This window comes from Streptomyces caelestis (assembly GCF_001279005.1).
GTDB lineage: Bacteria > Actinomycetota > Actinomycetes > Streptomycetales > Streptomycetaceae > Streptomyces > Streptomyces heliomycini.
In genome coordinates, this window is record NZ_LGCN01000207.1 from 1 (window position 1) to 19,637 (window position 19,637).

The 19,637-nt window shown below is 73.6% G+C and carries 11 protein-coding genes and 1 pseudogene; 3 read left to right on the top strand and 9 right to left on the bottom strand.

Annotated features, from left to right (window positions below):
- Positions 1-805 (top strand): LAETG motif-containing sortase-dependent surface protein (locus ADK41_RS22610; protein WP_053670297.1); only part of this gene is annotated, 805 nt, incomplete at its 5' end.
- An 85-nt stretch (positions 806-890) separates the two neighbouring features.
- On the opposite strand, the gene ADK41_RS22615 is transcribed toward ADK41_RS22610, so the two are convergent.
- The 7 genes from ADK41_RS22615 to ADK41_RS22645 all read right to left on the bottom strand — a co-directional run bounded on the left by ADK41_RS22615 (position 891) and on the right by ADK41_RS22645 (position 14,148).
- A complete protein-coding gene (locus ADK41_RS22615) occupies positions 891-2,708 on the bottom strand; it encodes a GMC oxidoreductase (protein WP_030829634.1) in 1,818 nt (605 codons plus the stop codon).
- 41 nt (positions 2,709-2,749) lie between these two features.
- Complete coding sequence (locus ADK41_RS22620; protein WP_030829630.1) at positions 2,750-4,363, bottom strand: succinic semialdehyde dehydrogenase; 1,614 nt, start codon at positions 4,361-4,363, stop codon at positions 2,750-2,752.
- A 131-nt stretch (positions 4,364-4,494) separates the two neighbouring features.
- Positions 4,495-6,207 (bottom strand): serine/threonine-protein kinase, encoded by a 1,713-nt coding sequence (locus tag ADK41_RS22625; RefSeq protein WP_030829627.1) that lies wholly within the window; start codon positions 6,205-6,207, stop codon positions 4,495-4,497.
- Positions 6,208-6,287: 80 nt separating this feature from the next.
- A complete protein-coding gene (locus tag ADK41_RS22630) occupies positions 6,288-7,499 on the bottom strand; it encodes a serine/threonine-protein kinase (RefSeq protein WP_037804584.1) in 1,212 nt (403 codons plus the stop codon).
- A gap of 82 nt (positions 7,500-7,581) precedes the next feature.
- Positions 7,582-9,219 (bottom strand): serine/threonine-protein kinase, encoded by a 1,638-nt coding sequence (locus ADK41_RS22635; protein ID WP_030829622.1) that lies wholly within the window; start codon positions 9,217-9,219, stop codon positions 7,582-7,584.
- Positions 9,220-9,378: 159 nt separating this feature from the next.
- Entirely contained in the window at positions 9,379-11,928 is a 2,550-nt protein-coding gene (locus ADK41_RS22640; RefSeq protein ID WP_030829619.1) for a protein kinase, read from the bottom strand.
- Positions 11,929-12,081: 153 nt separating this feature from the next.
- Positions 12,082-14,148 (bottom strand): serine/threonine-protein kinase, encoded by a 2,067-nt coding sequence (locus tag ADK41_RS22645; protein ID WP_030829617.1) that lies wholly within the window; start codon positions 14,146-14,148, stop codon positions 12,082-12,084.
- Positions 14,149-14,319: 171 nt separating this feature from the next.
- Between ADK41_RS22645 and ADK41_RS22650 the strand changes: the two are divergent.
- Positions 14,320-14,661, top strand: a pseudogene (locus ADK41_RS22650) (serine hydrolase); the annotation flags it as partial.
- A 173-nt stretch (positions 14,662-14,834) separates the two neighbouring features.
- Here ADK41_RS22650 and ADK41_RS22655 read toward each other — a convergent pair.
- Positions 14,835-16,541 carry a glycerol-3-phosphate dehydrogenase/oxidase gene (locus tag ADK41_RS22655; RefSeq protein ID WP_030829608.1) on the bottom strand — a complete coding sequence of 569 codons (1,707 nt, stop codon included), beginning with the start codon at positions 16,539-16,541 and terminating at the stop codon, positions 14,835-14,837.
- A 271-nt stretch (positions 16,542-16,812) separates the two neighbouring features.
- On the opposite strand from ADK41_RS22655, the gene ADK41_RS22660 reads away from it, so the two are divergent.
- A complete protein-coding gene (locus tag ADK41_RS22660; RefSeq protein ID WP_030829606.1) occupies positions 16,813-18,021 on the top strand; it encodes a nucleotide sugar dehydrogenase in 1,209 nt (402 codons plus the stop codon).
- Positions 18,022-18,471: 450 nt separating this feature from the next.
- On the opposite strand, the gene ADK41_RS22665 is transcribed toward ADK41_RS22660, so the two are convergent.
- A complete protein-coding gene (locus tag ADK41_RS22665) occupies positions 18,472-19,596 on the bottom strand; it encodes a GuaB3 family IMP dehydrogenase-related protein (protein ID WP_030829603.1) in 1,125 nt (374 codons plus the stop codon).
- Positions 19,597-19,637 lie beyond the last annotated feature (41 nt).

Genomic DNA, 19,637 nt, shown 5'->3' on the forward strand with positions numbered 1-19,637 from the left:
CCCGGCAGAGGGCGAGAACCCGCCCGCCGAAGGCGAGGAGAACCCCCCGGCAGAGGGCGAGAACCCGCCCGCCGAAGGCGAGGAGAACCCCCCGGCAGACGACGGGGACGACGTCGAGCTCTGCCTCGACGAGGAGGGCAACAGCACGGCCGAGCTCAGCCTCGAGCTGAAGAGCGGTCTGGCCGGCCTGCCCGAGACGATCGTCGCCGGCAGCGGCTGGAAGGCGTTCTCGTTCAACGTCTCCAACCGCGGCGACGAGGAGATCAAGGACATCAAGCCGCTGATCGGCGTCGCCGCCGTCGGCTGGGACGCGGAGGACTACTCCGGCCAGATCACCGTCCAGGTGTTCGACAAGGCCACGGGGAAGTGGACCACGCTGGCGGACGCCGCCGGTGAGGGCGGCACCTTCGCCGCGTTCTCGCTCGGCGCCGGCCGGTCGACCTCGTACCAGCTGCGGCTCAGCGTCTCCGGCAAGGTGCCCGACGCGCTCGGCATCACCGGCGGTCTGGCCCAGTACGCGGACGACGACGGCTGCTGGGTCGCCGACGACACCGACGGCTGGATCTACTTCTTCGAGATCCTGGCCGCCGGCTCCGACGCCGGGAAGCCGAACGACGCCAAGCCGCAGACCGGCGGCAAGGTCGAGCTCGACGAGGTGAAGGACGTCAAGGTCACCGGCAGCCTCGCCGAGACCGGTTCGAGCTCCGCTCTGCCGATGATCGGCCTGGCCGGCGGCGCCGCCGTCGTGGCCGGTGCCGGTGCGGTGTTCGTGGTGCGCCGGCGCAAGGCCGGTTCGGAGGCGTAACGCCGCCCGGCCGCACCGCGTGCGGCATCACCCAGGACAAGGGAAAAGGACCTGAGCTCGGAGGGGGGCACAGGTCCTTTTCCCTTTACTTCTTCGGCGGCACCGCCGGCATCCCCAGGAACGGCAGCCGCAGCGCGCCGAACGCCTCCGCCGGGACCGCCGGGGACTTCGGCTCGACCGGCTCCAGGCGCCGGTAGGCCTCCCCCTGCGCGGGACGCGGATCGGCCTCGCCCTTGTTGGGCCAGTACGACATCGCCCGCTCGGCCTGTGCCGTGATGGTCAGGGAGGGGTTGACGCCCAGGTTCGCCGAGACCGCCGACCCGTCCACGACCGAGATGCCGGGGTGGCCGTAGAGACGGTGGTACGGGTCGATCACACCGGTCTCGCGGGAGCCGCCGATCGGGCAGCCGCCCAGGAAGTGCGCGGTCAGCGGCATCCCCGTCAGCTCGCCGACGTTGGATCCGGCGAAGCCGTTGATCTCGGCCGCCAGCGCCGACGCACCGTCGGTGGCCGCCTTGATCTGCTTGGGGTTGGGGGCGCCGTGGCCCTGCCGGGCGGTGAGCAGCCCGCGGCCGGCCCCGGACGGCTTGAGGTACGTCGTCAGGGAGTTGTCCAGCGACTGCATCACCAGTCCGATGATGGTCCGCTCCGACCAGCGCCGGTTGGACAGCGAACGGAGCAGCAGCCAGGGGTGCCGCGCCGCGTTGCCCAGCCAGCCGAGCACCCGGGCGGCGCCTGAACCGCCGCCCGCGTACGGCACCTGGAGGATCGACAGCCCGCCCATCGCGTTGGAGCCCCGGCCGTAGCGGACCGGCTCGATGTGGGTGTTCTCGTCGGGGTGGATCGACGACGTGATGGCCACGCCGCGGGTGAAGTCGGCCTTCGGCGCGCCGGTGGCCCTGCGGTAGCGGCGGTCGTCGGTCTGCGCGCCGACGAGGGCCTCGGAGTTGGTGCGGGTCAGCTCGCCCAGCCGGTCCGAGAGGTGCGGCAGCAGGCCGCCCGCCTTCATCCGGTGCAGCAGCGTCTGGGTGCCGTAGGTGCCGGCGGCCAGGACGACCCGGCGGGCGCGGAGGGTGCGGCCCCTGCCCTTGCGGCGGTCGTCGGTCGGGAGCGTGGCGACGGCGAACCCGCCCCGCGAGTCCTCCGTGACCGACACGACCGTCGTCATGGGGTGCACGACCGCGCCCGCCTTCTCGGCGAGGTGGAGGTAGTTCTCGTTGAGGGTGTTCTTCGCGCCGTGCCGGCAGCCGGTCATGCACTCGCCGCACTCGGCACAGGCCCGGCGCGACGGCCCCGCCCCGCCGAAGTACGGGTCGGGCACCTCCTGCCCCGGCCTCGCCCTCGTCTTCCCGTCGGCGTCCTCGCCGTCGCCGAAGAAGACGCCGACCGGGGCCATGTGGAAGCTGTCGCCCACGCCCATCCGCTCGGCCACCGCCTTCAGGTGCACGTCCGACGGGGTCGTCGTCGGGTTGAGCCGTACGCCGAGCATGCGCCTGGCCTGGTCGTAGTACGGGCCCAGCTCCTCCTGCCAGTCGGTGATGTGTCCCCACTGCGGGTCCTCGAAGAACGGCTTCGGCGGTACGTAGAGGGTGTTGGCGTAGTTGAGCGAACCGCCGCCGACGCCCGCGCCGGCCAGCACCATGACGTTGCCGAGCAGGTGGATGCGCTGGATGCCGTACATGCCGAGCTTCGGCGCCCAGAGGTAGTTCTTCAGGTCCCAGGAGTTCTTCGGCAGGGTCTCGCGGGTGAAGCGGCGGCCGGCCTCCAGGACTGCGACGCGGTAGCCCTTCTCGGTCAGCCGGAGCGCCGAGACGGAACCGCCGAATCCCGAGCCGACGACGATGACGTCGTAGTCGTGGCCGGATCCGTCGTCCGGTCCGGGGGCGGAGTTCTCCTGTGACACGTGCTCTCCTCGTCGAAAGCGGCGGCGCCGGGGGCCGGGGCCTAGCGGAAACGGAACGCCTTCATCAGGCGCAGGCTGCGGCTCATGAAGGCCGCGTACTTCTCGTCGTCCATGCCCAGTGACGGGGCCATCGGGAGCAGGCGCTGGTGGGCGACGGTCTGGGCCTCGGTGTACTTGAGGATGCCCTCGGAGCCGTGCCGGCGGCCGAGGCCGGAGTCCTTCATGCCGCCCATCGGCGACTGGACGCTGCCGTACGCGGGTGCGTAGCCCTCGTTGATGTTGACCGTGCCGGTGCGCAGCCGGGCGGCGATCCCGCGGCCGCGGCGGGCGTCCCTGGTCCAGACGGAGGAGTTCAGACCGTACGGGGTGGAGTTGGCGCGTTCGACCGCCTCGTCGTCGGAGGAGAAGCGGTAGACGGAGACGACCGGGCCGAAGGTCTCCTCGGAGCAGACGCTCATCGGGGCCTCGACGCCGTCGAGGATGGTCGGCTCGTAGAAGTAGGGGCCGATGTCCGGGCGGGCGGCGCCGCCCGCGAGCACCTTGGCGCCCTTGGCGACGGCGTCGTCGACGTGGCGGGTGACGGCGTCCAGCTGGCGCTGCCCGACCAGCGAGCCCATGCCGGCGCCGTAGGCGAGGGACGCGCCGAGGCGGATCGCCCTGGTGCGGGTGGCGAAGCGCTCCAGGAAGGCGTCCGCGACCGACTCGTGGACGTACAGCCGCTCGATGGAGATGCACAGCTGGCCCGCGCTGGAGAAGCAGGCGCGGACGGCGCCCGCGGCGGCCTTGTCGAGGTCGGCGTCCTCCAGGACCAGCATGGCGTTCTTGCCGCCGAGTTCGAGGGAGACGCCGACCAGCCGGGCGGCGGCCCCCCGGGCGACCTCGCGGCCGGTGCGGGTGGAGCCGGTGAAGGAGACGTAGTCGGCGTGGCGGACCACCTCGGGGCCCACGACCGGGCCCTCGCCGAGGACCACCTGGAAGACGTCGGCGGGCAGTCCGGCCTCGATCAGCAGGTCCCGGGCCCACAGTGCGGTGAGGCAGGTCTCCGTGTCGGGCTTCATCACGACCGCGTTGCCCGCGACGAACGCCGGGAGCGCGTCGCCGACGGAGAGTTCGAGGGGGTAGTTCCAGGGGGCGATCTGGCCCACGACACCGCGCGGGTGGCGCAGTTCGGTGACCTTCGTCAGGGTGGGCATGGCGCCCGCGTGCCGCTTGGGCCGCAGGTAGGCGGCGGCCCGGCGGCCGTAGTGGCGGGCGGCGACGGCGACGGCCTGCACCTCCTCGTGGGCGTGCAGCCGGGCCTTGCCGGTCTCCAGCTGGATCAGGTCGAGCACCTCGGCCTGGCGGCTCAGCACCAGGTCGTGGAAGCGCAGCAGGACGGCGGCGCGCTCCCGTACCGGGATCCGCGCCCAGACGGCCTGGGCGGCGCGGGCCGCCTCGAAGGCCTTCGCGACGTCCTCGGGCGTCGACTCGGGCAGGTCGGCCAGTTTCTCGCCGGTGAACGGCGTGTGGTTGGCGGTCCGGCCGGAGCCGGCCACGCCCTTGGTGAGCTGGGCGACCAGCTCCGGCGTGACCACGTCGGCGGCGGTGCGGGCGCCCGCAGGCGCGGGGGCGAGGGGGTTGGTGCCGGTCGTTTCCCGGGTCTGCGCGTCCGTCATGAGCCGCAGGGTATGCCGGGGAGAACACTTTGTGTACCCGTCGGTAACGGATTCCCGCACGGCTCACACATCACGCCAGTGAGCGCTGGCAACAAAGCTCCTGATCAGCGCGTTGACGGACACCGGCTCGTTCAGAGCCGGCGGATGTCCCACGAGTCGATGACCGTACGGGCGATCTCCCGGCCGTCCTCGGCGAAGTAGCCCTTGCCCGGGTACACGATCCAGAGCCGGTACATGTCGCCGTCCTTGTTCCGGTAGTACACGACCTGCGCCTCGCGCACCACCGCCGGACTGGTGGTCGTCGTGTAGACGATGGTGTTGGTGGCCGCCTCGCGGTCCTTGTACGTCGTCTCGCGCGGCTGCCCCTTCGGGGCCGGCGTGTCGGCGATGCCCCAGCTGTACTCGCCGTCCCTCAGGTCCTCCCAGTGCGCGAACGCCCGTTCCGAGGCCGAGGCCTCGATGTCGCCGTTCTCGTCGTCGGCCTTGATGTCGCGGTCGACCTCGACCCGCACCAGTCCGCTCGGGTCGGTGAAGGAGGCGACGGTCCCGTCCGAGTCCTCGGCCTGCTCGTCCTGCGCGAAGTCCTCGGGCACCGCGACGCCGGCGCCCACCTTGCTCCCGAGGTCGTGCTGCTTCCAGCCGTCCGGCAGCGGCCCCGCGAACGGGTCGGCGATCACCAGGTAGGCGGCCAGCGCTCCCGCGACGACCGCCGCGCCCAGCGCCGTCAGCGTCTTGCGGCCGATCCGGACGCCCTTGCCGCCGGAGCCCGGGGCGGGGAGCCGGGTCACCTGCGTGGGCTGCGGGGCGGGCGGGTTCGCGGTCGTCTCCAGTGCGGCGCGGACCTGGGCGGCGTTCGGGCGGCGCGCCGGGTCCTTCTGCAGCAGCCCGGTGATGATCTCGGCCAGCGGTCCCTGCGCGGAGGCGGGCGGCGCCGGCGTGGCGTTGAGGACCGACTGGAGGGTGGCGGGGGTGTTGCTGCGGCGGAACGGCGAGACGCCCTCCGTCGCCGCGTACAGCACCACACCGAGCGACCACAGGTCGGAGGCGGGACCGGGGCGCTGTCCCAGCACCCGTTCCGGGGCGATGTACTCGGGCGAGCCGACGAAGCCGCCGGTGTCGGTCAGATTGGTCTCGCCCTCGATCTGGGCGATGCCGAAGTCGGTGAGGACGACCCGGTCGTACCGGCCGAGCAGCACGTTGTCCGGTTTGACGTCCCGGTGCAGCACGCCCGCCGCGTGGGCGGCCTCCAGCGCGCCGAGCACCTCCAGGCCGACCCTGGCCGCCTCGCGCGCGGAGAGGGTGCCCTCGTCCTGCAGCACCTGGCCCAGCGAACGGCCCTGGACCAGTTCCATCACGATCCACGGCCGGCCGTCGACCACCGCGACGTCATGGACGTCGACCACCGCGGGGTGGTCGAGCCGGGCGGCCGCGCGGGCCTCGCGGCGCATCCGCTCGAAGGCGTTGGAGCGTTCACGTTCGGGAAGGTGGTCCGGGACGCGCGGCTCCTTGACGGCGACCTCGCGGTCGACGGTCTCGTCCTTGGCCCGCCACACCGTGCCCATGCCGCCGTGTCCGAGCTTGGCGAGCAGCCGGTAACGGCCGGCGAGCAGCCGGCCGACGCCGGGGTCGGACGCGGGCTCGGGGGACGCGGGCTCGGGGGACACCGGCCGGTGCTGCGGCCGGTCCGGCGTCCGGCCGTGCGGCTGCGGCGGAACCACCCGGGTCGGCGCCGCGTACGGATTGCCGGGGTGCGGCACGGCCGCGGGCGGGTTCGGGTTCGGCGGTTGCAGATCGAAACTGGTGGGCTCGTCGGACCCGTGGCGGGCTCCCCCGTCGTTGCTCATGGTTCATCCATATCGCGCCAAGCCCTCACGTATCCACTGCGGACGCCGACCGGTCACAGACCCGTGACCCTCGCGGGGACTTATCTCCCGTTCACGGTGGTATGCGGCCGGATCGAGGAGTCGGCCGGCGTGGGAGGGACCGAGGGGCTCGGGGACCCGGAGGGCGACGCGCTCACGGGTGTCTCCGGCGCCGTACTCGTCGGCGTGCCTCCCCCGTCGTCGCCCCGGTCCTGCAGGAGCAGCGCCGCCGCGGACACCCCCGCTCCCGCCATGGCGGCGACCGCCAGTGCCGCGACGAGCGCACCCCTCGTGGGCTGCCGCCGGGCCGGACGCGCCTCGGGTCCCCCGCCCGCCTCCCCCCGCCGCACCGGGGGCCGCCGGCGGGGCGCGTCCCGGTCCGGGGGCAGCGGTCCGGGGGGCGCCGCCTGCGGCGTACGGCCCGTCTCCCGGAACGCCCGCAGCATCCGCTCGGCCCGGTCCGCGTCCAGCCGGCGGTCGGGGTCGCGCTCCAGCAGGCCGCGCACCACGGGCAGGATCGGTCCCGCTTCGGCGGGTGGCCGTATCTCGTCGACCACGACGGCGTGCAGGACCCCGCCGAGGGAGTCCCGCCGGAACGGCGACTCGCCGCTGAGCGCCGTGCACAGCAGCGCGCCCAGCGACCACAGGTCGGACTCCGGTCCCGTCCTGGCGCCGGACATCCGCTCGGGGGCGGTGTACTCGGGCGAGCCGACGAAGGAGCCGGTCTCGGTGAGCGTGGTGGAGCCCGACATCCGGGCGATGCCGAAGTCGGTGAGGACGACCCGGCCGGTGCCGTTCTCCAGCAGGACGTTGGCGGGTTTGAGGTCGCGGTGCAGCACACCGGCCGTGTGGGCGGCGCGCAGCGCGCCGAGCAGGTCGATCCCGATCCGCGCGGCCTCCGCGGCGTCGACCGGGCCCTGCTCGGCGACCCGGTCGGCGAGGGACGGCCCGTCGATCAGCTCCAGGACGATGTACGGGTGTTCGTCGTCCTCGACGACGTCGTGGACGACGATGATGTGCGGGTGGCTCAACTGGGCCAGGGCGCGCGCCTCGCGCAGGGTGCGGTCCCGCTGCCGCCGGGCGTCCGCCGCGGAGAGCGTCTCGTCGAGGGGGAGTTCCTTGACGGCGACCCCCCGCCCGAGCAGTTGGTCGGTGGCCCGCCAGACCACCCCCATGCCACCGCGTCCGAGCCTCGCCTCCAAACGGTAACGGCCCGCTATGACACGTCCGTTGGTCCTGGCGGTCGCGTTCTCGGCGTCCCCGTCGGTCCCCATGGGCCCATCATGCCCCACCGGATGTGTCGGCTCCGGTACGGCGATTCGGCCAAGCGGCGGGCAGCCGCGCCCGCCACGGGCGTCAGGGCTCGCGCCACCCCTTGAGCACCGTCTCGAACTGCTCGCCGGTCGTGGCCCAGTCCTCGGCCGGCCCGGACATGTAGATCGCGTACTCGACCCCGTCCCGCGAGACGTACATCTGGTCGACCGCCCGGCGCGGCCCCGGGAAGTCGGTGTCCTTGGCCAGCGCGGTCCAGCCGTACTCCAGCCGGGCGCTCTCGCGGTCCCGGTAGACGCGGCGGTCCAGGAGGATCCGCTGGTAGCCGACCAGGCGCTCCCCTATCTGCTGGTTCAGATCGCTCAGGTGCTCGTACGGGTCGTCGAAGTCGGGCGAGTCGTCGATGGCGATGCGGATGAAGTGCTCGCCGCCGTCGGGCGTGTAGTCGACCTGCCGGGTCTCCTCGTCGAAGACCTCGCGCTCCCAGTCGTCGCCGGGCAGGGCGATGCTGAAGCCGTAGGGGTCGCTGCGGCGGACCCAGCCCTCCGGGAGGCCGCCCCGCGGCTCGGCCCGCCCCGTTCCGGTCGGGTCGGGCGTGGGGGTGGCGGTGGCCGTCGGGGACGGGCCGGCCGTGGTGCCGTCCCGGTTCCCCTGCTGGAGCATCACCGCGGTTCCCCCGCCGATGATCGCCGCCAGGGCGACGACCAGGGCGATCACCCGCCCGCGCACCCGTCGACGGGGTGCGGCGGCAGGGTGCGCGTACAGCCGCTGGACGGCCGTGGGACCGCCCCGCGGGTGCTGCGGGTGCTGCGGGACCTGCGGGACCGCCTCCGGTCGGGTCTCGTGCGGCAGTGGCACGTGGGCGTCGACGGCCCGGGTCGGCACGTACTCCTGTGCGGCGGACGGCCGGCGTCCCTCGGCCGCCTCGGCGAGCATCTGCTCGGCCCGGTCCGCGTCGGGGCGGACGGCCGGATCCTTGTGCAGGAGTGCGCTGATGACGGGCGCGAGCGGGCCGGCGTGCCGCGGCTCCTCGGCCTCCTCCTCGACGACCGCCTGCATGGTGGTCAGCGGTGAGGTGCGGCGGAACGGCGACCTGCCCTCCACCGCCGTGTACAGCGTCGCGCCCAGCGCCCACAGGTCGGAGGAGGGGCCGGGGTCGTGGCCGCGGACCCGCTCGGGCGCGAGGTAGTCGACCGAGCCGACGACCTCGCCGGTGCGGGTGATGGCCGTGTCGCCGTCGATCTGCGCGATGCCGAAGTCGGTGAGCAGCACCCGGCCGTCCCGGCCGAGGAGGACGTTGCCGGGCTTGACGTCGCGGTGCAGCACGCCGGCGGCGTGCGCGGCGCGCAGCGCGCGCAGCACCCACATGCCGATGCGCGCGGCCTCGCGGGGCTCGACGCGTTCCCGTTCCTTCACCGCGTCGGCCAGCGAGTGGCCCTCGACCAGCTCCATCACGATCCACGGCCGGCCGTCGTGCTCCAGCACGTCGTGCACCGTGACGACGGCGGAGTGGTTGATCCGCGCGGCCGCCCGCGCCTCCGCGCGGGTGCGGGCCAGCAGCATGGCCTGTTCGCTGTCGGAGACGTAGAGCGCCGCGGTCAGTTCCTTGATGGCGACGGCCCGGTGCAGCACCTCGTCGTGGGCGCGCCACACCCGGCCCATGCCACCGCTCCCGATGGATTCGCCGAGCCGGTAGCGGCCCGCGACGAGCGAGCCCTGCATCTGATTCACGTTGCCCCGCAATGGTCTTGACAGGGCCAGCGTAAGTATCCCGGCGCGTCCTGGGAACCGAGGGGGTGCCTTGGAGACCGCACTGTGACAGTTGTCGCTGTGGGGGACGTCAGGCAACCAAAACGTCCGTGACGGCGTGGAGTCGGTGGTTCAGCCGCTGAACCGGTAGGTCGCCGCGGCCTGCTCGTAGATCCGTGTCACCTCGTCCCGTTCGCCCTCCGGACCGCGTACCTGCACCACGTGGTAGCGGCCGTCGATCAACGCCGCGAGGTTGCGGACGTACAGCTCGCCGCCGTCGCCGGTCCAGGTGAACTGGCCCTCGGCCATGGTCCGTCCGCCCACCTCGATGGTCTTCAGACCGGTGGAGGTGGCCCAGCTGGAGTCGCGGTAGGGCTGGAGCTCGCGCTCGTCGTCCCGCTGGTAGGCCATGGGGTCGCTGCCGTACGTCCGCGCGCTGTCCCGGCCCGGTACGACGATGAGCTCGAAGTCACCGCTCGCGTAGACGACCTGGCCGCTGCCGTTCTTCGCGGTGCGCCGCCAGCCCTCGGCGACGGCGATCCGGAAACCCTCCGGGTCCTTGGCCAGGGTGAAGCCGTCGGCGACCTCGGGACCGGTGGTCTGCGTCTCGGCGGAGGCGGCCGACTCCTCGGGGCCGTCCTGGGAACCCTCCTCCGGCTCCGCCGGGTTCTTCCCGTCCCCCGGCTCCCCGCCGGCGTCCGACGGGCTCGGCGCGGGGCTCACCCCACCGGCGGCTCCGGTGCGGTCGACCGAACCCGGTCCGTCCTCACCGGTCTTCGGCATGAACAGCATGGCGTACGCGATCGCCGCCGCCATGGCGAACAGCACCAGCAGGAGCAGGGTGCGGCCGAGCCGGCGCGGGGAGCCGGCGTCCTGCTTGGCCCGCTTGTGCCGTCCGTGGTGCGCGGGAAGCCCGGCCCGGCGCCTGCGCACGAGCTCGCCCCGGCGCCGTACGACGGGCAGCCGGCCGGCGTCCACCGGCGGCGCCGTTATGACGTGCACACCCGCCTCGGGCTCGGGCGCCGACCGCACCAGGGAACGCAGCCAGCCGCTCAGCTCCTCGAAGTCGAGGCGCTCGGTGGGGTCCTGACGCAGCAGCGACTCCACGACCGGCCGCAGCGGCCCGCACTCCTCGGCGAACGCGGGCGGCTCGGCGCACACCATCTGCACCAGCTCGGCCGTCGACTCCTCCGGGTAGGGCGCGTGTCCCTGTACGGCCCGGAACAGCAGGGAGCCCAGCGCCCAGAGGTCGGTGGCGGGGCCGATCGGTGCGGCCAGCTGCCAGTTCTCGTGCACGGGGCCGGCCTGCTCCGGCGCCCACCGCTCGGTCACGGGCCCGACGACGGCCATACGTGCCTGCCGCGCCCGCTCGGCGGCCAGCGCGGTGGTCGGGCCGCGGCGCGCGGGGGCGTGTGCCACCAGGTCGTCCCAGCGTGCGGGCGGGGCGGCGGCCACCGGTTCGAGGGCGGGGGCTTCGGGTGTTCCGGGGGCGGTGCGTCCGGTGCCGCCGCCCGTAGGGGGTGCGGCACCGTACCGGCCGGTGGCGCCCACACCGTAGGGGTCGGCTATCCGTCCCGGCGGGATCGCGGCGGCGGCCGCGCCCTCGTCCCCCGGCCGGGGGGCGTACGACGGCGGTGCGGAGCCGTCACCGTGCCGCGGGGCGGAGGCCGGGCCGCCGTCCTCGGGGGCGGGCCGGGCGCCGGGCAGGGCGGCACGGCCGTTCTGCTGGGCCTCCTGCACCCGGGCGGCGGCGCGGGTGCCCGCCCGGTACGCGGCGATCGCCCCCGCGCGGGCCGCCCGCACGTCTCCCGCGCTGTCGAGGGCCTTGGGCGCCACCACGGGCGAGAGACCGCCCGCCGTGTCCGCCCCGCCGCCGGACATCCGGCCGGCCCGCGCCTCGATGGCGGCCCGGCGCGCGGCGTCGGGGTCGGGGTCCGGGTCGGCGGTGAACCCGGGCGGCCAGGACGGGCCGCGCCCGGCGTCCGGCGCTCCCGCGGGCGCCGCCGGCCCCAGGGCCTCGAGCGCTCCCGACGTCCGCTCCGGCTCCTCGTCGTCCGGAGGGGGCACCGGGTCGTACCCGCACAGTGCCTCCTCGGCCGCGCCGACCGCGAGGCCGGTGAGCATCACCCGGCCGTCGTCGCAGACGAGCACCGTGCGCGCGGTGATGTTGCGGTGCACCCAGCCGTGGGCGTGCAGGACCCGCAGCGCGGCCAGGACGTCGGAGGCGACCTCGGCCGCCCGGTACGGGGACAGCGGCTCCTCGGCGAGCAGGGCGGCGAGCGGACGCGCGGGCACGAGTTCACTGACGATCCACAGTGACCCGCCCTCCGCGAACACGTCGAAGACCTGGTCCAGGCGCGGGTGGTCGGGGATGGCGGCCGCCGCCTGCGCGGCCTCGACCGCGCGCCGCACGACCGGGTCGGCGGGCCGCCGCGTGCCCCCGCGCGCGGGCCCGGGAACGCCCCGTCGCACACCCCCGTCACGGGCGGTGAAACCGTCGGGCAGCCCCTCCGCGTCCAGCACCTCGGCCTCGACGACCTCCGGCAACGGGACCTGTCTGACCAGGACTTCCTGCCCGCTGTAGGTGTCGAAGGCGCAGGTCTCGGTCAGTTCGTACTCGTCGGAGGGTGGCAGCGGCAGACGGTAACGGTCGGCGAGGACCCGTCCCGCGTAGTCGTCCACGTTGCCTCCCCCGGCACTACGGTCGGTCGGTTCCGTTCGCCCGGCGGGCCGTTCCGGCTTCGTACGGTCCGCAAGCATTCACGATACGTGCCGGAGGCGACTCGCAGAGAGGGGATGCCACATCTGACTCCCCAATCCGCGGACCGGTCATGCTCAGGACTTCGGCCGGAACGTCTTCGTCAGCGTCTGCCAGGTGTCCTTGCGCCGGTCGCTGTCCCAGTCCGCGGCCCTGGCCGTGTACATCAGCCCGTACCCGAGCCGGTCGCCGACGACGGTCCCCCGGTCGATGGAGCGGTACGTGGTCCCGCTCTCCACATAGGTGAACTCCCAGTCGGCCGTGGACCAGCCGCGGTACTCCACCGCCTCGATGCGGATGCGCTGGTACTGGGCGCGCACCATGGCGCGTTCCTGGTTCTTCCAGTCCGCGACCGGGTCGTCCTTCGGCGTGGTCGTCCAGCCGATGAGCAGCTTCTGCCCGTCGGGGCCGGTGAACCGGTCCCCGGCGGCCCCCGTCGACCGGAACTTCCATCCTTCGGGCAGCCCGATCGAGTATCCCTGGTTGCCGTTGTACGTCTGCGCCGCCGACGTGCCGCCGTCGTCCTCGTCCTTCCCGGCCTCGTCCTCGTTCTCGTTCTCGTTCTCGTCCTCGGCCGAGCCGCCGGTGCCCGCGGTGGCGGTCGCCGTGCCCGCGCCCGGTTCCGTGCCCGTCGGCCCGGTCGCCGTGCCGTCGGTCCGGGTGCCGTCGCCTTCGTCGCCCTTGGTCTCGGCGCTCGGGGTCCCGCCGGCGACGGTCGCGCCGCCGCTGCCGCCGGCTCCCTTGCCGCCCTCGTCGTCGCCGCCGAGCGTGAGGGCCAGCACGGTGCCGAGCACGGCGAGCACCACGACCACCGCGATGATGACCAGCGTCCGCCGCGGCACCACGTCGGTGAGCGGCGCCCGCGGCACGGGCCTGGCCGGCAGGTCCGGCGGCGTCATCACCGGCCAGCCCGAACTACGGCCGCCGGCCGCCGGCTTCTGCCGCGCGGTCCCCCGCGCACCCGGCCCGGACGCCTGGACCGGCTGCGCGGCCGGGGCGGAGGGCGACGTCGCGCCGGTCCGCGTCCCGGAGGCGCCCGTCGGCGTGCTCCTGGTTCCCGCGGCCGGTTCGGCGGCCGAAGCGGCGCTGCCGCTGCCGGACTTGGTGCGGGCCGCCGCGGCGACACCGGCCGAGCCGGCCGCCGCCGCCTTCCGCACGGAACGCAGTGCGCCCCGCAGCTTCTCCCCGGCCTCCTCGCCGCGCCTGCCCCCGGTGCCCGCGCGCTCGTCCGGCTGCCCGGGCAGCGGCACGACCTTCGTCGCGTCCGCCGGTTCCCCGGCCTCCTTGGGCGCGGGCGCGTCGAGGACCGCGTTCAGCATGGCCCGGGCGCCGCTGTCGTCGAGCCGCTGGGCGGGGTCCTTGGTGAGCAGCCCGTAGATGACGTCCCTGAGCGGTCCCGCGTTCTTCGGCTCCTCGAGCGGCTCGGTCATCACCGCCGTGAGCGTCGCGATCGCGGACCCCTTGTCGTACGGCGGTGTGCCCTCCACCGCCGCGTACAGCAGCCCGCCGAGCGACCACAGGTCGGCCGCCGGACCCGGCTTGTGCCCGCGGGCCCGTTCCGGGGAGATGTAGGAGGGGGCGCCGACCAGCATGCCGGTCGAGGTGATGGACGGGTCGCCCTCGACCTGGGCGATGCCGAAGTCCGTGAGCACGACCCGGCCGTCCTCGGCGATCAGCACGTTCGACGGCTTCACGTCGCGGTGCAGGATGCCCTCGCGGTGCGCGGAGCGCAGGACGTCCAGGATGGCGAGGCCGACCTCCGCCGCACGCTTCGGCTCCAGCAGGCCGTCCTCCCGGATGGCCTCGGCGAGCGACTTGCCCTCGACGAGCTCCATCACGATCCAGGGCCGGTCGTCCTCCTCGACCACGTCGAAGACGGTCACGGCGCTGTTGTTGCGGATCCGCGCGATCGCCTTGGCCTCGCGCAGCGTCCGCGTGATCAGCCGCCGCTTCTCCTCCTCGTCGATGTTCGTCGGGAAGCGGAGCTCCTTGACGGCGACGGTCCGCCCCAAGGTCTCGTCCTGGGCCCGCCACACCGTGCCCATGCCGCCGCGGCCGAGCACGTCTCCCAGCCGGTACCGCCCGGCGAGGAGACGTGCGCTCTTGTCCTGACGGGATGTCCCCGCCCGCTCCGCCTCCGACATGCGTCCCCTCATGCAACCCGCCCTGACAGAGCCTTCATTGTCCCTCACCCGACAAGTGCTCGACGCCCAGGGTGCCTCTGGCCGCTCATCGGGCCCGGCGCGCACGGCGCCCGGGTGCCGGACGCGCTCCCCCGCCCTGCGTGATGGGCCTCCGACCTGGGAGAAGCCGGGATGCCGCCGCTTCGGACACTACTGGCCGTCCCTGTGTCCCCGGCCCTGCTCGCCCTGGCCCCGACCGCCTCCTCGGCCCCGGCCGCCCCGCCCACGGACACGCTCCTCCCGCTCCTGGTCACGCGGGGCGGCGCCCCCGCCGCGGCCCTGCCGGACCTGGAGGAGACCGGCGTCCGCCACGCCGGCACCGGTCCGGGCGTCGAGCGCGCCGACCGCTTCCGCGCCGGCAGCATCACCAGGACGTTCGTCGCCACGGTCGTCCCGCAACTGGCCGACGAAGGCCGCCTGTCCCTGTCCGACACCGTGGAGGAGCAGCTGCCCGGCCTGGTGCGGGGGGCGGGCGGCGCGTCCTCACCTTCCGCGTGAACACGGACTCGATGGCGGATCCCGTCCCGAACCCGCGGTGCTCGCGGCCGGGTTCTGCTCCCACACCTCTTGGAACGGACGGGCCCCGAACGGATATCCCGATCCCCGCAACCCGTTCGAGTGATTCGGGCCGGTGGTCCGCGGCGTGCCTACAACGGCACGATGTCCGGCGCCCCCAGCCGGGCCGCGTCCGCCGTCAGGTCGTCGGGCTGCCGCTGCGACTCCCGTTCGGCCTCCACCCGCTTCTCGTAGTGCCGCACCTCGCGCTCGATCTGGTCCTTGTCCCAGCCCAGCACCGGCGCCATCAGCTCGGCGGCCTCGCGGGCGCTGCGCGCACCCCGGTCGAACGTCTCGATCGAGATGCGGGTGCGCCGGGTCAGCACGTCGTCCAGATGCCGTGCGCCCTCGTGCGAGGCGGCGTAGGCGATCTCGGCGCGCAGATAGTCGTCGGCCGCCCCGAGCGGCTCGCCCAGCGCGGGGTCCGAGGCGATGAGGTCCAGGACCTCCTCCGCCATCGCGCCGTACCGCTGCAGCAGGTGCTCCACCCGTACCGTGTGCAGTCCGGTGCGCGCGGCCGTGCGCGCACGCGCGTTCCACAGCGCGTGGTAGCCCTCGGCTCCCACCAGCGGCGTGTCCTCGGTGACGCAGTCGGCGACACGGACGTCGAGTCCGTGCACCGCCGCGTCCACCGCGTCCTTGGCCATGACCCGGTACGTCGTGTACTTGCCGCCCGCCACCACGACGAGCCCGGGTACGGGATGCGCCACGGTGTGCTCGCGGGACAGCTTGCTCGTGGCGTCCGACTCGCCGGCGAGCAGCGGTCGCAGACCCGCGTACACGCCCTCCACGTCGTCCCGCGTCAGCGGCACCGCGAGCACCGAGTTCACGTGCTCCAGCAGGTAGTCGATGTCCGCGCTGGACGCGGCCGGGTGCGCCTTGTCGAGGTCCCAGTCGGTGTCCGTGGTGCCCACGATCCAGTGCCTGCCCCAGGGTATGACGAACAGCACGGACTTCTCGGTGCGCAGGATGAGCCCGGTCGTGGAGTGGATGCGGTCCTTGGGGACGACCAGGTGGATGCCCTTCGAGGCCCGTACGTGGAACTGGCCGCGTTCGCCGACCATCGCCTGGGTGTCGTCGGTCCACACCCCGGTGGCGTTGACGACCTGCCTGGCCCGGATCTCGTACTCGCCGCCGCCCTCGACGTCCTGCACCCGGGCGCCGACGACGCGCTCGCCCTCGCGCAGGAACCCGGTCACCCGGGCGCCGTTGGCCGTCTTCGCGCCGTACGCCGCGGCCGTGCGTACGAGGTTCACCACGAACCGGGCGTCGTCCATCTGGGCGTCGTAGTACTGCAGGGCCCCGACCAGCGCGTCCTTCCTCAGGCAGGGGGCCACGCGCAGTGCGTGACGGCGGGTCAGGTGACGGTGCACGGGCAGACCGCGCCCGTGTCCCCGGGCCATCGCCATGGTGTCGTACAGCGCGACGCCCGCCCCGGCGTAGAGCCGCTCCCAGCCCTTGTGCTGCAGCGGGTACAGGAACGGCACCGGGCGCACCAGGTGCGGGGCGATCCGCTCCAGCAGCAGGCCGCGCTCCTTCAGCGCCTCCCGCACGAGCACGAAGTCGAGCATCTCCAGGTAGCGCAGACCACCGTGGATCAGCTTGCTGGACCGGCTGGACGTACCCGACGCCCAGTCACGCGCCTCGACCAGGCCCGTGGACAGGCCGCGCGTCGCGGCGTCGAGCGCCGTACCCGCGCCGACCACGCCGCCGCCCACCACCAGCACGTCCAGCTCGTGCTCGGCCATGGACGCGAGTGATCCGGCGCGCTGCGCCGGCCCCAGTGTCGCTGTCCTCACCGCTGCCTCCCGCTCATCGGTCGCATCGGCCGCACCCGTCGGGCGAAGCCCGGTCCCCCACCCTCATGCCCAGATTCTGACCGGCTTGCCCGACTTCGGCCACCACGGACCCCAGCCTGTGGACAACCCGCAGGACGACTCACCGAAACTCGGCCGATCAATCCCACATATCGGTCATATTTACTCCTAGTCTGACATTGCGCTCGCCTGCCCGGTCCCCAGGGCTTGCGCACCTGTCGCACTCCGGTTATCGGGAAGGACGGCCCACGCCATGCCCGCAGATCTCGCCGTCATCGGACTCGGCCCGTACGGCCTGCCCCTGGCCCAGGCCGCCGTCGCCGCCGGCATCCCCACCATCGGTTACCGGACCGGCCCCGAGGCGGGCTCCCTCAGCGCCGCCGAACAGCGCCGCATGCTCGCGCGGGGTTTCCGGACGACCGCCAACGCCGCCGAGCTCGGCCGGGTGCGCACCGCGGTCATCTGCGCCCCGACGCCGCGCGGCGCGGACGGCGGACTGGATCTGTGCCAGGTGGAGACGGCCGCCCGCACCCTCGCCGCGTGGCTGCGCCCGCACACCACGGTGATCCTCGAGTCCCCCGTGCCCCCGGGGACGACGGAGGGGCCCCTGCTGCGCCTGCTCGAGTCGGTCTCGGGCCTGCGCGCGGGACACGACTTCCACCTCGCCTACTCCCCCAGCCGGGTCGACCCCGGCAACCGCGACCACACCCCCGCCAACACCCCCAAGGTCATCGGCGGCCTCACCCCCGCCTGCACCGAGTCGGCCGCCGCCTTCTACGGACGCATCACCGACAAGGTCGTACGCGCGCGCGGCCTGCGCGAGGCGGAGACCGTGCAGCTCCTGGAGACCAACTTCCGGCACGTCAACATCGCCCTCGTCAACGAGATGGCCGCCCTCTGCCACGATCTGGGCATCGACCTGTGGGACGTCCTGCGCTGCGCGGAGACCAAACCCTTCGGCTTCCAGGCGTTCCGCCCCGGCCCCGGCGTCGGCGGCCACGCGGTGCCGCAGGACCTGACCGCCCACGCGGGCCGCACCCTGCGCATGACGGAACTCGCCCAGGAGGTCAACGGCCGCATGCCGCGTTACGTCGTGCAACGCGCCGCCGCGCTCCTCAACGAGCACGGCAAGTCCGCGCGCGGCGCACGCGTGCTCCTCCTCGGCGTCACCTACAAGCCCGACCTCGCCGACCTTCAGGGATCCCCGGCCCAGGAGATCGCGGTCCGGCTGATGGAGCTGGGCGCTTCCGTCAGCTACCACGACCCGTACGTGCCGTCCTGGAACGTCCTCGACCGCCCCGTCCCCCGCGCGGACTCCCTCTACGAGGCCGCCGCCGACGCCGACCTGACGATCCTGCTCCAGCAGCACCGCACGTACGACCTCCAGGGCCTGTCGGTGAAGGCCCAGCTGATGCTGGACACGCGGGGGGCCACTCCCACGGGGGCGGCGCATCGGTTGTGAGGAGGGGGCGCGCGGATTCAAGTGCCGCGGAGGTCGGTGGTAGGCAGCGGGATCGCCGGGTAACGTACTTCTCGGATCCGCAAGAGGTACCTCCTCCGGAACTTCACCATCCGCAGACGGATCCGGTCCCAGGCGGTGGGCTTGCGGTGACGGCCCATGGCGCGCCCCCGTCCACGATGCCGCCCATAACCCGGTAGGCGGTCCGTCTGGAATTCGGGCCGGGCCCCGAGGGCCGGGGTCCGGAAACGATCTCCTTGGAAGGGGGCGCCCCAGAGAACTGGGTCGCCGGGCACAGACATTACCGACCGGATTCACCCCGTCGACACGGATTCACCCCGAAGGCAACCGCGCGCCCCCTGAGCACCACGCGCGCCCCCGGACACGCGAAAGGGGCCGGTCACCCCACCAGGTGACCGGCCCCTCAGTGCCGTGTCGAAGCCCGCGCGGGCCCTACCGCCGGTGCTGCGAGTCCGCCACCGTCACCTCGACGCGCTGGAACTCCTTCAGCTCGCTGTAGCCGGTCGTGGCCATGGCGCGGCGCAGGGCGCCGAAGAGGTTCATCGAGCCGTCGGGGGTGTGGGACGGGCCGGTGAGGATCTCCTCCAGGGTGCCGACCGTGCCGAGGTCGACCTTCTGGCCGCGCGGCAGCTCCTCGTTGACGGCCTCCATGCCCCAGTGGTGGCCCCGGCCCGGGCCGTCCGTCGCGCGGGCCAGCGGGGAGCCCATCATCACGGAGTCCGCGCCGCAGGCGATCGCCTTGGGCAGGTCGCCGGACCAGCCGACGCCGCCGTCCGCGATGACGTGCACATACCGGCCGCCGGACTCGTCCATGTAGTCGCGGCGGGCGGCGGCCACGTCGGCGACCGCGGTGGCCATCGGGACCTGGATGCCCAGCACGTTGCGCGTGGTGTGCGCGGCGCCGCCGCCGAAGCCGACCAGGACGCCCGCGGCACCGGTGCGCATGAGGTGCAGGGCGGCCGTGTAGGTGGCGCAGCCGCCGACGATCACCGGGACGTCGAGCTCGTAGATGAACTGCTTCAGGTTCAGCGGCTCGTGCGCCCCGGAGACGTGCTCCGCCGAGACCGTCGTACCGCGGATGACGAAGATGTCCACGCCCGCGTCGACGACGGCCTTGGAGAACTGGGCGGTGCGCTGCGGGGAGAGCGCGGCGGCGGTGATCACGCCCGAGTCGCGCACCTCCTTGATGCGCTGCCCGATCAGCTCCTCCTTGATGGGAGCGGCGTAGATCTCCTGGAGGCGGCGCGTGGCCGCCTCGGCGGGCAGGCCGACGATCTCGTCCAGCAGCGGCTGCGGGTCCTCGTAGCGCGTCCACAGGCCCTCGAGGTTCAGCACGCCGAGGCCGCCGAGCTCGCCGATGCGGATCGCGGTGGCCGGGGAGACGACCGAGTCCATGGGAGCGGCCAGGAACGGCAGCTCGAAGCGGTAGGCGTCGATCTGCCAGGCGATCGAGACCTCCTTCGGGTCCCGCGTACGGCGGCTGGGGACGACGGCGATGTCGTCGAAGGCGTACGCCCGGCGGCCGCGCTTGCCGCGCCCGATCTCGATCTCAGTCACGTCTGTGGCCTTTCCCTGATGCGTTGCAGCGCCTTCCAGTA